The 12,705-nt window shown below is 67.1% G+C and carries 9 protein-coding genes; 3 read left to right on the top strand and 6 right to left on the bottom strand.

Translation table 11 applies throughout. The features are described 5' to 3' along the window. Positions 1 to 95: 95 nt before the first annotated feature. The 4 genes from murU to ATCM_RS11930 form a co-directional block, all read right to left on the bottom strand. A complete protein-coding gene (gene murU, locus ATCM_RS11945) occupies positions 96 to 809 on the bottom strand; it encodes an N-acetylmuramate alpha-1-phosphate uridylyltransferase MurU (protein ID WP_132864742.1) in 714 nt (237 codons plus the stop codon). Continuing rightward, a complete protein-coding gene (locus tag ATCM_RS11940) occupies positions 806 to 1,816 on the bottom strand; it encodes a phosphotransferase (RefSeq protein ID WP_132864741.1) in 1,011 nt (336 codons plus the stop codon). Before ATCM_RS11940 ends, murU begins: the two co-directional genes overlap by 4 nt. A 61-nt stretch (positions 1,817 to 1,877) precedes the next feature. Beyond that, positions 1,878 to 2,150 (bottom strand): GlsB/YeaQ/YmgE family stress response membrane protein, encoded by a 273-nt coding sequence (locus ATCM_RS11935; RefSeq protein ID WP_132864740.1) that lies wholly within the window; start codon positions 2,148 to 2,150, stop codon positions 1,878 to 1,880. Positions 2,151 to 2,221: 71 nt separating this feature from the next. Further along, positions 2,222 to 3,715, bottom strand: coding sequence for a M20 family metallopeptidase (locus ATCM_RS11930; protein ID WP_132864739.1), 1,494 nt, complete (start codon positions 3,713 to 3,715; stop codon positions 2,222 to 2,224). A 136-nt stretch (positions 3,716 to 3,851) separates the two neighbouring features. Between ATCM_RS11930 and ATCM_RS11925 the strand changes: the two genes are divergently transcribed. Next, entirely contained in the window at positions 3,852 to 4,259 is a 408-nt protein-coding gene (locus ATCM_RS11925) for a ComEA family DNA-binding protein (protein ID WP_192287272.1), read from the top strand. Positions 4,260 to 4,857: 598 nt separating this feature from the next. Here ATCM_RS11925 and ATCM_RS11920 read toward each other — a convergent pair. Beyond that, positions 4,858 to 6,264 (bottom strand): GntP family permease, encoded by a 1,407-nt coding sequence (locus ATCM_RS11920; protein ID WP_132864737.1) that lies wholly within the window; start codon positions 6,262 to 6,264, stop codon positions 4,858 to 4,860. A gap of 161 nt (positions 6,265 to 6,425) precedes the next feature. On the opposite strand from ATCM_RS11920, the gene ATCM_RS11915 reads away from it, so the two are divergent. Both ATCM_RS11915 and ATCM_RS11910 read left to right on the top strand, forming a co-directional pair. Continuing rightward, positions 6,426 to 8,666: a TonB-dependent receptor gene (locus ATCM_RS11915; RefSeq protein ID WP_132864736.1), complete on the top strand. Its 2,241-nt coding sequence runs from the start codon at positions 6,426 to 6,428 to the stop codon at positions 8,664 to 8,666. 284 nt (positions 8,667 to 8,950) lie between these two features. After that, complete coding sequence (locus ATCM_RS11910; protein WP_132864735.1) at positions 8,951 to 12,286, top strand: PAS-domain containing protein; 3,336 nt, start codon at positions 8,951 to 8,953, stop codon at positions 12,284 to 12,286. Positions 12,287 to 12,358: 72 nt separating this feature from the next. Here the strand turns inward: ATCM_RS11910 and ATCM_RS11905 are convergent, their stop codons facing one another. After that, positions 12,359 to 12,682, bottom strand: coding sequence for a metalloregulator ArsR/SmtB family transcription factor (locus ATCM_RS11905; RefSeq protein WP_132864734.1), 324 nt, complete (start codon positions 12,680 to 12,682; stop codon positions 12,359 to 12,361). Positions 12,683 to 12,705 lie beyond the last annotated feature (23 nt).

Raw genomic sequence — 12,705 nt, 5'->3', positions numbered from 1 at the left:
GCGCAGCGAAGGGGAGGGCTGGGGAGGGCTGGGGAGGGGTAAGCGCTTCGCGTTTGACCCGAAAAGCCTGCCAGGCAACTTCCGCAGCGCTGAACTCAGCCGGCAGTACCGCGGAGTTCCGCATCCAGTTGCCGCAAGCGCTGCGGCGTGCCGACGTCGGTCCAGGCGCCGGCGTGGCGCTGGCCGCTGATTGCTCCCTTTGCCATTGCCGCACGCAACAAGGGGGCGAGCTTGAAACGGGGAGGCGTTTCCGCGTTGCGCTCGCCATCACCGATCACGGCCCGCCAATCCTGCAGCAGCGCTGGCCGGTAAAGGCCGATGCCGGAGAACGTCAGCCGCACGGCATCACCGTCATCGCGCAGTTGGCCATCCGGGCCAAGGATGAAGTCCCCGCGTGGGTGATGCGCCGGGTTGTCGACCATCACCAGGTGCGCCAGGCCGTCCAGCGTGGACGGCAGGCGCGCGAAATCGAAATCGCTCCAGATATCGCCATTGACCGCGATGAACGGCGTATCGCCGAGCAGGGGCAGTGCGTTGCACATGCCGCCGCCGGTCTCCAGTGGCGTCGGGCCTTCGTAACTGAAATGCAGGCGCAGACCCCAGCGGCTGCCATCGCCCAGCTGCCGGGGAAACTGCTCGGCGAGCCAACTGGTGTTGATCACCACCTCGTCGATCCCCAATGCGGCCAGGCGCTGCAGGTGCCATTCGATCAATGGTGTGCCGCCGACCGGCAGCAGCGGCTTGGGCGTGTGGTCGGTCAGCGGGCGCATGCGTTCGCCCAGGCCGGCGGCAAAGATCAGCGCCTTCATGCCTCGCCCTTGGCAGCCAGGGCAGGCTTGATGCGGCGTTCGAACAGGTCGTGCAGCGGCGCCAGCTCCGGATGGCGCGGCAGCACTTCGTCCAGGTAGCGGAGGAAGCGCGGTGCGTCGGCGTAGTAATGCGGCTTGTGGTCGCGGTCGCGCAGGCGCACGAACAGGCCCAGTATCTTGAGGTGGCGCTGCACGCCCATCCAGTCGGCATCGCGCAGGAACAACGGCCACGGCCGCACCGGCAGGCCGGCTTCCTGCGCGCGGGCGTGGTAGCGCGCCAGCCAGCCATCCACGCGTGCCAGCGGCCAGCTCAGGAACGCGTCCTTGAACAGGCTGGCCGGGTCGTAGGCGATCGGCCCGCGCACCAGGTCCTGGAAATCCAGCACTGCCAGCGTGTCGCCGACCGGCATCAGGTTGCGCGGCATGAAGTCACGGTGGGTGAGCACCTGCGGCTGGTTGAGCGCGTTGTCCATCAGGCGGCGTTGGACCTGCTGAAGCTGGTCGACCTCAGCACAGTCCAGTTGCAGGCCAAGGTGCTTGCGCAGGAACCATTCGTCGAACAGGCCGGCATCGCGTTGCAACAGCGCTTCGCCGAACACGCCGAGCCCCTCCGGGACCGGGATCGACTGCAGCCGGATCAACTGGTCGAAGGCCGCCTCGAACCAGGCATCGGCGTTGTCTTCGTTGATGTGGCGGGCGAGGGTGGGCACGCCGAGGTCTTCCAGCAGCAGGAAGCCGTTGTCGACGTCGCGGGCAAGCACCTGCGGCACCCGCACGCCATGCGGGGCGAGCAGGTCATGCATGCGCAGCCAGGGCGTGACGTCTTCCAGCCCAGGCGGCGAATCCATCACGATGTGGCTGCCGCGTGCGCCGGTGGCACGCCAGTAGCTGCGGAAGCCGGCGTCGACCGAGGCGCGCTCCAGCGCGGCATCGGCATCGCCCAGGGCGGTACGTGCCCAGTGCAGGCGCTGCTGCGCGCGCAGCGGGTCGGTAGCGGGATCGGTCATGGACGGGTACGTCAAAACGGCGCCGTGCGACGCCGGGAATCAGGGAATGTGGCGGGAAGGCTCAGCGCTTGTTGCCGCTGATCAGCCGCAGCAGGGCGAGGATGGCGATTGCACCGATGATGGCGCCGAGGAAGCCGGCCGGCTGTCCCGCCGAGTACCAGCCCATCTCGCGGCCGAACCAGCCGGCGAACACGGCACCAGCAATGCCGAGCACGATGGTCAACAGGCAACCCATGCGGTTGTTGCCGGGCATGAAGAACCGCCCCAGCAGGCCGACGAAGAAGCCGATCAGGATGATGTACAGCCAGCTGTCACTGCCAAACAGTCCGCTCATGTGCGTGCCTGCCAGAAGGAAAGACGCAGCCTAGCAAGGCCGGGCTGCGTCCGTCATCAAGCCGGCCGGGCTCAGCAGCAGCCGTGGCCGCCGTGGCGGGTGCCGCTGTCGGCATGCACCTTGGAGCCGCTGGTCTCGCCGCGCAGGCTGGCCGCGTGGTGGTCGAACAGCACCTTGGACACGCACGAGGTCACGCGCTTGCCCATCGGGATGTGCAGGAACTCATTCGGGCCGTGCGCGTTGGAGTGCGGGCCGAGCACGCCGGTGATCATGAACTGCGCGCCCGGGAACTTCTCGCCCAGCATGCCCATGAACGGGATCGAGCCGCCTTCGCCCATGTACATGGCCGGCTTGCCGAAGAAGGCCTGGCTGGCGTCGTCGATGGACTTCTCCAGCCACGGCGCCATCGCTGGCGCATTCCAGCCGGTGGAGGCCTTTTCCAGGTCCAGGCTGACGTCCGCGCCGTTCGGCGGGTCACGCAGCAGCGCTTCCTTGAGCAGCTCGCCGCAGGCCTTGCCGTTGGCGGTCGGCGGCAGGCGCAGCGACAGCTTCACCGCCGTTTCAGGGCGCAGCACGTTGCCGGCCGATTCCAGCGGCGGCATGCCACCAATGCCGGTTACCGACAGTGCTGGGCGCCAGGTGCGGTTGAGCACCAGCTCGGTCAGGTCGTCGTTCATCGGCTTGAGGCCATTGACCAGCGGGAACTTGTCGAAGATGGCGGTATCGACCACCTCGGCGGCGCGCTTGGCCTGCTCCAGGCGTTCGGCCGGGATCTCGGTGTGCAGGCCGTCGAGCAGGATGCGGCCGGTCTTTTCGTCCTCGATGCGCGACAGCAGCTGGCGCAGCAGGCGGAAGCTGGACGGCACCACGCCGGAGGCATCGCCGGAGTGCACGCCCTCGTTGAGCACCTTCACGGTGAAGTTGCCGCCGGTCAGGCCGCGCAGCGAGGTGGTGCACCACAGCTGGTCGTAGTTGGCGCAGCCCGAATCCAGGCAGACCACCAGCGACGGCTGGCCGATGCGGTCGGCCAGGTGGTCGACGTAGGCCGGCAGGTCGTAGGAGCCGGATTCTTCGCAGGCTTCGATCAGGATCACGCAGCGGGCGTGGGGCAGGCCCTGCTCCTGCAGGGCGAGCACGGCCGCCAGCGAGCCGAAGATGGCGTAGCCGTCATCGGCGCCACCGCGGCCGTACAGCTTGTCGCCGCGCAGCACCGGCTTCCACGGGCCGAGGTCGTCGTCCCAACCGGTCATTTCCGGCTGCTTGTCCAGATGGCCGTAGAGCAGCACGGTGTCGTCGCCCGTCTCCGGGCCGGTGGCCGGGATTTCCAGGAAAATCAGCGGGGTACGGCCTTCCAGACGCACCACTTCAACCTGCAGGCCGGGGATCTTCTGCGCCTTGGCCCAGGTCTCCATCAGGCCCACGGCCTGGTCCATGTAGCCGTTGGCGACCCAGTTGGCGTCGAACATCGGCGACTTGTTGGGGATACGGATGTAATCGACCAATTGCGGGACGATGTCGTTGTCCCACTTGTCGCTGAGAAATTGGCCGATCTTGGCGCTGTCCATCTGGATCTCCGGTAGCAATGTCAGGTGCAACTATTCTACGCCCGCTGCCCTTGAATGGGCTTTGTAGGGATTTTCCTACAAGACGTCGGGATGTTCGCCGGCTGTGTAAACGAGGCATGACGGATAGCCTATGTTCATGTGGTGCGGAACACTTGTTCCACCGGCGGGAATGCCGGGGAGCGGTCCCAAACCACAAGGAGTAGTGATGAAGCTTTTCACCGTGATGCTGAAGTCACTGGTTCTGGCGTTGGTGTTGACCCTATCGGCGAAAGCCACGGACAAGGTCGATATCAATACCGCCTCCGCGGCGGAGCTGGATCAGGTGATGGTGAATGTCGGCCCCTCAAAGGCGCAGGCAATCATCGATCATCGACAGGCAAACGGCCCCTTCAAGAGTGTCGAGGAACTGGCGCTGGTGAAGGGAATCGGGCTGAAGACGGTCGAACGGAATCGAGACCTGATCGAGGCGAGGGCTGGAGCTGCCCCCGCCGACAGCAGGAGGCCGGCAGGAACACCGGCAGTCAAACCGATCGAAAGGCGCTGACAAGGACGTGACTTATTCGTGTTCCGCCAGGAGGGCGGACCACCAGGAACCCAAAAGGGCCAGGACGCTGGGGATAGGCAGGACGCCAACAGGGAAGTGAGATCGCCCGGTGTTGCACAGTGACGTGCAGCCGGGCGTTCTTTTTGGGCTTGGTTAGAGCAGAAGGCGCCTCGTGGGGCGCCTTTCTCGTGTCTGGAATATTGAATGCTGGAATGCCGCAGGAAAGGCGTGGCTTGTCGCCAATCCGGGCATCCCTTCGCGATCCTCCGGAGCAAACCTCCGGCCCTGCGACATGGCCATCGGCGTTCATCCGGCCGCATGCCAAAGGCGTGCAAACGGTCCTCTCCCTGCCTTCTGCGGCGCGAACAGTGGCGAGCAATTGGCTTCCGCCATTGCCTTTGCTGTTCTGCTCCTTTCCTGCGTGCAGCGAAGGGGAGGTGTAGAGGGGGCGCTTGTTGAGCGCTGGCGGTGATGGCTGACGCCGCTAGCCGCAAGAGGTACAGGGCCAGAGCGGGCAATGACACGGCCCTGCGATCACATGGCAGCGTTTCCGAATTCCGAATTCCGAATTCCGAGCTCGGAGTTCCCTGTTCCGGTATCAAACCAGCCCGGTCATGTAATACACCGCGATGATCGCGAATACCGCCAGGGTCTTGATCAGGGTGATGGCGAAGATGTCCTTGTAGGACTGGCGGTGGGTCAGGCCGGTGACGGCCAGCACGGTGATCACCGCGCCGTTGTGCGGCAGCGTGTCCATGCCGCCGGAGGCCATGGCCGCCACCCGGTGCAGGACTTCCATCGGGATGCCCGCGGCGTGCGCATTGGCGATGAAGCTATCGGCCATCGCGGCCAGCGCGATGCTCATGCCGCCCGAGGCCGAGCCGGTGATGCCGGCCATGGCGGTGACCGACACCGCTTCGTTGACCAGCGGGTTGGGGATTGCGCCAAGGGCGTTGGAGACCACCAGGAAGCCGGGCAGGGCGGCGATGACCGCGCCGAAGCCATACTCCGATGCGGTGTTCATCGAGGCCAGCATGGCGCCGCCGATGGCCGACTTGGTGCCTTCGGCGAAGGCCGTGACCACGGGTTTCCAGGCGAAGGCGATGACGCTGAGGATGCCGAGCAGCAGCGCCCCCTGTACCGCCCAGATGGCGGCCATCTTGGAGACCTCCTGCACCACCGGGGCCGGATTGCCGATGACTGCGGGAATGAAGGACTGGGTTTCACCATAGAAGCCGGGGATCCAGCGGGTGAACAGGAAGTTGGAGACGCCGACCAGGATCAGCGGCAGGATCGCCAGCAGCGGGTGGGCCAGCTTGTCGCCACGGAAGGCCTCCGGCTCGTTGCGCAGCTCCTCGCCGGTGCCGGCATAGCCTTCGCCTTTGGCGATGGCGGTACGGCGGCGCCATTCCAGGTAGCTCATGCCCAGCAGCATGATCACCACGGTGCCGATCACGCCCAGCCATGGGGCGGCCCAGCTGTTGGTGCCGAAGAAGGCCGACGGGATGATGTTCTGGATCTGCGGCGTGCCCGGCAGGGCATCCATGGTGAAGCTGAAGGCCCCCAGCGCGATGGTGCCGGGGATCAGCCGCTTGGGGATGTTGCTCTGGCGGAACAGCTCGGCCGCGAACGGGTAGACCGCGAACACCACCACGAACAGCGACACGCCGCCGTAGGTCAGCACGGCGCAGACCAGCACGATCGACAGCATCGCGCGTTGGGCACCGACCAGCTTGATGGTGGCGCTGACGATGGACTTGGAGAAGCCGGAGATCTCGATCAGCTTGCCGAACACCGCGCCGAGCACGAACACCGGGAAGTACAGCTTGAGGAAGCCGACCATCTTGTCCATGAACAGGCCGGTGAACATCGGCTGGACCAGGGTCGGGTCGGTCAGCAGCACCGCGCCCAGCGCGGCCACCGGGGCGAACAGGATGACGCTGTAGCCGCGGTAGGCCACGAACATCAGGAAGCACAGGGCCGCCAATACGATCAGAAACGACATCCACGGCTCCCCGGCCAATACGTTGCCGGCGAGTATCGGGACGCGCGGGCGGCCGGCCCACTGTACGAAGGGACGATACGCGGCCGGCTAACGCGTCGTTAACGTGCGCAGCATGGCGGCATCCCATTGCCGCTGCGTCATACCCGGGAGGAGGGAGACCAATGAAGCGCAAGTATCTGAGCATGGCCATCGGCGGCATTCTGCTGGCGCCGGCCGCATTCGTGCAGGCCCAGGAGCAGCAGGCCACGGCGGCGGGCACCCAGGCCACGCAGCTGGACGAAGTGACCGTGACGGCACGCCGTCGCAGCGAGTCCATCCAGGACGTACCGGTGGCGGTGAGCGCCTTCGGCGAGGAGCAGATCAAGGACCTGCAGGCCTCGACCGTGGAGGGCCTGCAGGGCGCGGTGCCGAACATGAACATCGCCCAGGGCCGTGGTTCGGCCAACAGCGTCAACGTGTTCATCCGTGGCATCGGCCAGCCGGATGCACTGCAGACCTTCGACCCGGGCGTGGGCATGTACGTCGATGACGTGTACTACTCGCGCATCAACGGCGCGCTGTTCTCGCTGTTCGACATCCAGCAGCTGGAAGTGCTGCGTGGCCCGCAGGGTACGCTGTACGGCAAGAACTCCACCGGCGGCGCGATCAAGCTGACCACCAAGAACCCGTTCGACAACGAGGGCGGCGCGGTGGAAGTGACCGCCGGTGACTACGGTCGCCTGGAAGGCCGCTTCTACGTGTCCGGCCAGCTGAGCGATACGGTGGCCGGCAGCATCGCCGGTGCCAAGATCACCAACGACGGCTACGTGAAGGACGCCGACACCGGCAAGCGCTACAACGACGACGACACCGAAGCGCTGCGCCTGAAGCTGGCCTTCAAGCCGACCGACAACTTCAGCGCGGTGCTGTCGCTGGATACCACCAAGCAGGATGCGGCGCTGACCCTGGGCCGGCCGATGGCCAACCTGGTTCAGACCAGCCTGGCGCCGGGCGGCGCGATCGTGCTCAAGCCGGGTGAAACCGGCGAATGGAACCGTCGCGCGCGGACCTCGTTCGACGATGGCCAGGGCCAGTACCTGAAGCACTCCGGTGCGTCGCTGGCGATGGATTGGGACATCAACGAGCAATGGACGCTGAAGAGCATCAGCTCCTACCGCAAGCTCAAGACCGAGTCGTACATCGACATCGATGCATCCGAGTATGAGCTGGGCGACGTGCTGGTGGCGCTGGACCAGAACCAGAAGAGCCAGGAATTCCAGCTCCATTACGACAATGGTTCCAACCTGCATGCCACCTTCGGCGCGTACTACATGAAGGAGAACGTGCCGTCGTACCAGGAGGCGTATGCCGATGACCTGTTCTCGTTCCTGGGCGCCAAGGTGCCGTTCCTGCGCACGATCGACGACGACCTGACCACTACCTCGACCGCCGCCTTCGCCCACGTGAACTGGGAGTTCGTGCCGAGCTGGACCGTGGCCGCCGGCGTGCGCTGGACCAAGGACAAGAAGGACTACGAGCGTTCCACCAGCACGTTCTGGGGCGCGCCGTTCGCCGGCCTGAATGGAACCGTGGCCTTCGATGCAAAGGCATCGTGGACCGCCGTGACCCCGTCGATCAGCCTGCAGAAGGCCTTCAGCGACAACCTGATGGGCTATGTGTCGGCCAACCGCGGCTTCAAGTCGGGCGGCTTCAATGGTCGCGCCAACACCGTGTATGACACCGAGCATGCCAAGTTCGATCCGGAATACGTGTGGACCTACGAGCTGGGCCTGAAGGGCAGCTCGGCCGACCACCGCTTCCGCGGCAGCGCGGCGGCGTTCTACAGCAACTACAGCGACTTCCAGGCCCGTGTGTCGCAGGACGTGGGCACCTTCCCGGTGTTGAACGCCGCCAAGCTGAACATCAAGGGCATCGAGCTGGAAGGCAGTGCGCTGCTGGGTGAGTCCACCACGCTGAGCGCGCAGGTGGGCTGGATGGACGCCAAGTACGACAAGTTCGAGGACTTCCGCTTGGATCCGTCCTACCCGGGCTTCGACCCGAACGTCAGCCACGCACACGTGCCGTTCTCGCCGGACTGGACCGCGCGCGTGGCACTGCAGCACGTGTTCCCGCTGGGTGACAGCGGCAGCCTGACGCTGGGCGGTGACGTGTCCTACCGCAGCGAGACCTGGCTGTCGGTGGACAACCGTGCCGTGTTGAGCCAGGACGCGTACACGCTGCTCGGCGCCTACGGCGTGTGGGATTCGCCGCAGATGAGCTGGCAGGTGCGTGCGGGCGTGCGCAACCTGACCGACAAGCAGTACATGACCGAAGGCCAGGAGTTTGCCAGCGTGGGCAACATCCAGACCGCGTACTACGGTCTGCCGCGCAACTGGTATGTGTCGGTGCGTTACAACTTCTGATGCAGCGCCAGGGCCGGTGACGGCACCGGGACGCGAATCGAAGCAGAAGCGACGGCCCTTCCCGCAGTAGCGGGAAGGGCCTTGTTCGTTCTTGGGTACGTGTGCCAGAGCGGCCCTCACCCCAACCCCTCTCCCGCCTGCGGGAGAGGGGCTTCAAAGCCACAGCCGAAGCAAACCTGAGCCCCTCTCCCGCGTGCGGGAGAGGGGTTGGGGTGAGGGATGGCCCTTCTGCGGTGCGGGCTTACTCCGTATCCTGCGCCGATGCATTCGGGGAAGCGGCGTACATGTTGAGTCTGGTGACGGTGGCGCTGGCGGGCCTGGCTTGGTTGGCGCTGATGTTCGGCGCGGCGTTGTATGGCGAGCGCCGACCGACCGCATTCGCGCGGCATTGGCGGCATGTCTACGCGTTGTCGTTGGCCGTGCATTGCACTTCGTGGACCTTCTACGGCACGGTGACGCAGGCCGCGCGCTATGGCTGGCCGCTGCCGCCGACCTTCGTCGGGGCCATCCTGTTCTACGCCCTGGCGATGGGCGTGATGGTGCGCCTGGTGCGGCTTGCGCGCGAGACCAATGCCACCTCGCTGGCCGACCTGATCGCCGCGCGGCTCGGGCGCGATGCCTGGCTGGCGGCGACGGTGACGTTGGTCGCGGCGCTGGGCCTGATTCCCTACATCGCGCTGCAGTTGAAGGCGGTGGCGATGAGCTTCGGCATGATCACCTCGCGTGCGGTCGATGCCGGGCAGGGCGGTTCGCCCTGGCAGGACAGCGCCCTGTACGTGGCGCTGGCGATGGCCCTGTTCGCGATGCTGTTTGGTGCGCGGCGCGCGGATGTGTCCGAACACAACCGCGGGCTGGTGCTGGCGATGGCGGTGGAGTCGGTGTTCAAGCTGTGCGCGATGCTGGTACTGGGCCTGTTCGTGTGGTTCGGGCTGAAGGGCCTGCCGTCGATGCCAGCCCCGGCCGCCGATGCCCCCGGGGGCGGGTTCGTGCCGCTGATGTTGCTGGGCGGGCTGGCGATGTTCCTGTTGCCGCACCAGTTCCATGTCAGCGTGGTTGAGTGCCGCGACCCGGCCGATGTACGCACCGCGCGCTGGCTGTTCCCGCTCTACCTACTGTTGATCGCGCTGCCGATCCTGCCATTGGCACGCGCGGGCACCGCGCTGCTGGGCAACAGCGTGCCGTCGGACATGTACACGCTGGCGCTGCCGTTCTCGGCCGGGCACGAAGGGATTGCGCTGTTTGCCTTCCTCGGCGGCCTGAGCGCGGCCACCGGCATGGTGGTGGTGAGCACGCTGACACTGAGCCTGATGATCGGCAACCACTGGTTCGCGCCGGGCCTGCTGCGCGGTGCGTGGCGGCGTGCCGGTGGACGCGACCATCGCCGCGAACTGGTCTGGCTGCGCCGCGCCGGCATCTGCCTGATCATGCTGCTGGCGTGGGCGTACAGCCGTCTGATCGGCGGCGGCAACGTGCTGGCCGACATCGGCGGGATCTCGTTCTCGGCGCTGGCCACCTTGGTGCCGGTGCTGGGCTTTGCGATCTGGCGACCGCAGACGCCCCCGCGTGCGGCCATCGCCGGCGTGCTGGCCGGCTTCCTCACCTGGGCGTGGGTGCTGCTGTTGCCGTCCCTGCTGGAAAGCAGCGGCCATGCACCGGGCTGGCTGGTGGACGGCCCGTTCGGCTGGCAGTGGCTGGCGCCGCAGGGCCTGTTCGGCCTGACCGGATGGACACCGCTGGGGCGGGCAGTGGGGGCCAGCCTGTTCGTGGGCACCGCGGTCACGTTGCTGGCGATGGTATGGCGGCGTGATACGCCCGATCGCGCCAGCCGCAGCCTGGATGCCGACGCACTGCGCGATGCGGGGCGCCGCTTCCTGCCGCTGGAACAGGTCCAGCGACTGCTTGCCGATGCGCCGCGCAGCGGCCCGGTGCCGACCCTGGTCGAAGCACGGGTCGAACGGGAATTGTCCGCCGTGCTCGGCGCGGCATCGGCGCGCCTGCTGCTGGATGCCGCGCGCCGGGAGAGCAGCGAGCTGGCGGCGGTGGCCGCCATCGTCAGCGAGGCCTCGCAGGACCTGCGCTTCAGCCAGCAGGTGCTGCAGGCGGCATTGCAGAACATGAGCCAGGGCATCAGCGTGATCGATCGCGACCAGCGCCTGGTGGCATGGAACCGGCCCTATGCGCGGATGTTCGGCTTCCCGGAGGAACTGCTGCAGGTGGGGCGTCCGATCATGGACCTGACCCGCTGGGCATTGCAGGCCATGCCGCAGCGCGGGCGCGACGAGCGCGCGGTGGACCGCCGCCTGGCCTTCATGCGTGCCGGCACGCCGCACCTGACCGAGCGCGTGTTTCCCGATGGCAGCATCGTCGAGATCCGCGGCAACCCGATGCCGGGGGGGGGCTTCGTGGCCACGTTCACCGATGTCACCGCCTTCCGGCGCAGCGAGCGCGAGCTCAAGCGCAGCAACGAAACGCTGGAGCAGCGCGTCGGCGAGCGTACCGCGCTGCTGGAATCGGCCAAGCGCGAGGCCGAGCGTGCCAACGATGCCAAGAGCCGCTTCCTCGCCGCGGTGGGCCATGACCTGCTGCAACCGTTGCACGCGGCGCATCTGTTCACCGACCGCCTGGCACAGCAGGTGGACGACGGGGAGCAGCAGCAGGCCGTGGTGCAGATCCAGGGGGCGCTGGATTCGACCACGGACCTGCTGACCGGCTTGTTCGACATGTCACGGCTGGAGGCCGGCGGACTGGTGCCGCAGCCGCGCGACATGCCGCTGGCCGAGGTGCTCGACCCGCTGGCCTCGGAGTTCCGCGCGCTGGCCACGGCACGCGGCCTGGCCTTCCATTACCTGCCCACCCGCACGTGGGTGAACAGCGACCCGCAGCTGTTGCGGCGGGTACTGCAGAACTTCCTGGCCAATGCGGTGCGCTACACCGCGCGCGGCGGCGTGCTGCTGGGCGTACGGCGGGAAGCGGACAGGATCCGCATCGAGGTGCATGACACCGGGCCCGGCATCGCCCGCAGCGAGCAGCGGCGGATCTTCGAGGAGTTCCGGCGTGGTGAGGAAACCAGCGGCCAGGGGCTGGGGTTGGGGCTGGCGATCGCCGACCGCATCGCCGGCCTGCTGCATGCACCACTGGGGCTGCGCAGTGACAGGGGGCGCGGCACGGTTTTCTCGGTGTCGGTCCTGGCGGCATCGGCGCCGCCGGTTGCACTCCACGAGCGTGCCGCGCCCGCAGGGGAGGCCACGCCGGTGCTGGTGGTGGACAACGATCCGGCGGCATTGGCGGCGTTGGCGGGACTGCTGCGCGGTTGGGGCTACGCGGTGGCCGAGGGATCCGGTGAAGCCGATGCGGTCGCGGCGATGGAACGGCAGGCCGTGGCGCTGTGGTTGTTCGATTACAACCTGGACGACGGCGATACCGGCACGGCGCTGCAGGCGCGCCTGGCCGAGCGCTACGGCGCCCGGCCGACGTTGATCCTCAGCGCGGATGACAGCCTGGCCACGCGGCGTGACGTGCTGGAGCAGGGGCTGACCCTGCTGCAGAAGCCAGCGCGGCCGTTGGCGTTGAAGTCGATCCTGGACCGCCTGCTGGCGGCGCGGACGGTGACGCAGCGATAGCGATGCGGCGCAGGCCGGGATGCAACCCCGGCCCAACGCGATCGGGAATGCGCCGGGAGTCCGTCCCGCGGACTACCGGCGCTTTCCCTTGCCGCAATACGCGTCATACAGCGCATGCATCACGCCCAGTGCGGGGCTGTCGGCCAGCGCGTAGTAGATGGTCTGCGCCTCGCGGCGGGTGCTGACCAGGCCTGCGTCGCGCATCAGTGCCAGGTGCTGGGACAGCGCCGACATCGACAACGCCACCTGCGCCTGCAGTTCGCTCACCGACGCCTCGCCGTCCACCAGGTGGCACAGCACGCGCAGGCGTGCCGGGTGGGCGAGTGACTTGAGCAGGGCGGCGGCTTGCTCGGCGTGGGACTGCATGTCCGCAGCATCGATGTCGGACGTGTTCATCGGGCCAGCTTTCGGGGGGTTGC

The organism is Stenotrophomonas sp. ATCM1_4 (assembly GCF_004348115.1).
GTDB classification, from domain to species: Bacteria; Pseudomonadota; Gammaproteobacteria; order Xanthomonadales; family Xanthomonadaceae; genus Stenotrophomonas; species Stenotrophomonas capsici.
Note: the sequence above shows the minus strand (reverse complement) of the source record. Positions and strands in the feature narration are given on the sequence as shown.

What these genes read in the sequence shown, in the direction of transcription:
- ATCM_RS11940 (WP_132864741.1), bottom strand. Translation starts at nt 1,816, where the DNA reads ATGACCGATCCCGCTACCGACCCGCTGCGCGCGCAGCAGCGCCTGCAC.
- ATCM_RS11920 (WP_132864737.1), bottom strand. Translation starts at nt 6,264, where the DNA reads ATGTCGTTTCTGATCGTATTGGCGGCCCTGTGCTTCCTGATGTTCGTG.
- ATCM_RS11905 (WP_132864734.1), bottom strand. Translation starts at nt 12,682, where the DNA reads ATGAACACGTCCGACATCGATGCTGCGGACATGCAGTCCCACGCCGAG.
- ATCM_RS11930 (WP_132864739.1), bottom strand. Translation starts at nt 3,715, where the DNA reads ATGGACAGCGCCAAGATCGGCCAATTTCTCAGCGACAAGTGGGACAAC.
- ATCM_RS11925 (WP_192287272.1), top strand. Translation starts at nt 3,852, where the DNA reads ATGTGGTGCGGAACACTTGTTCCACCGGCGGGAATGCCGGGGAGCGGT.
- ATCM_RS11915 (WP_132864736.1), top strand. Translation starts at nt 6,426, where the DNA reads ATGAAGCGCAAGTATCTGAGCATGGCCATCGGCGGCATTCTGCTGGCG.
- ATCM_RS11910 (WP_132864735.1), top strand. Translation starts at nt 8,951, where the DNA reads ATGTTGAGTCTGGTGACGGTGGCGCTGGCGGGCCTGGCTTGGTTGGCG.
- murU (WP_132864742.1), bottom strand. Translation starts at nt 809, where the DNA reads ATGAAGGCGCTGATCTTTGCCGCCGGCCTGGGCGAACGCATGCGCCCG.
- ATCM_RS11935 (WP_132864740.1), bottom strand. Translation starts at nt 2,150, where the DNA reads ATGAGCGGACTGTTTGGCAGTGACAGCTGGCTGTACATCATCCTGATC.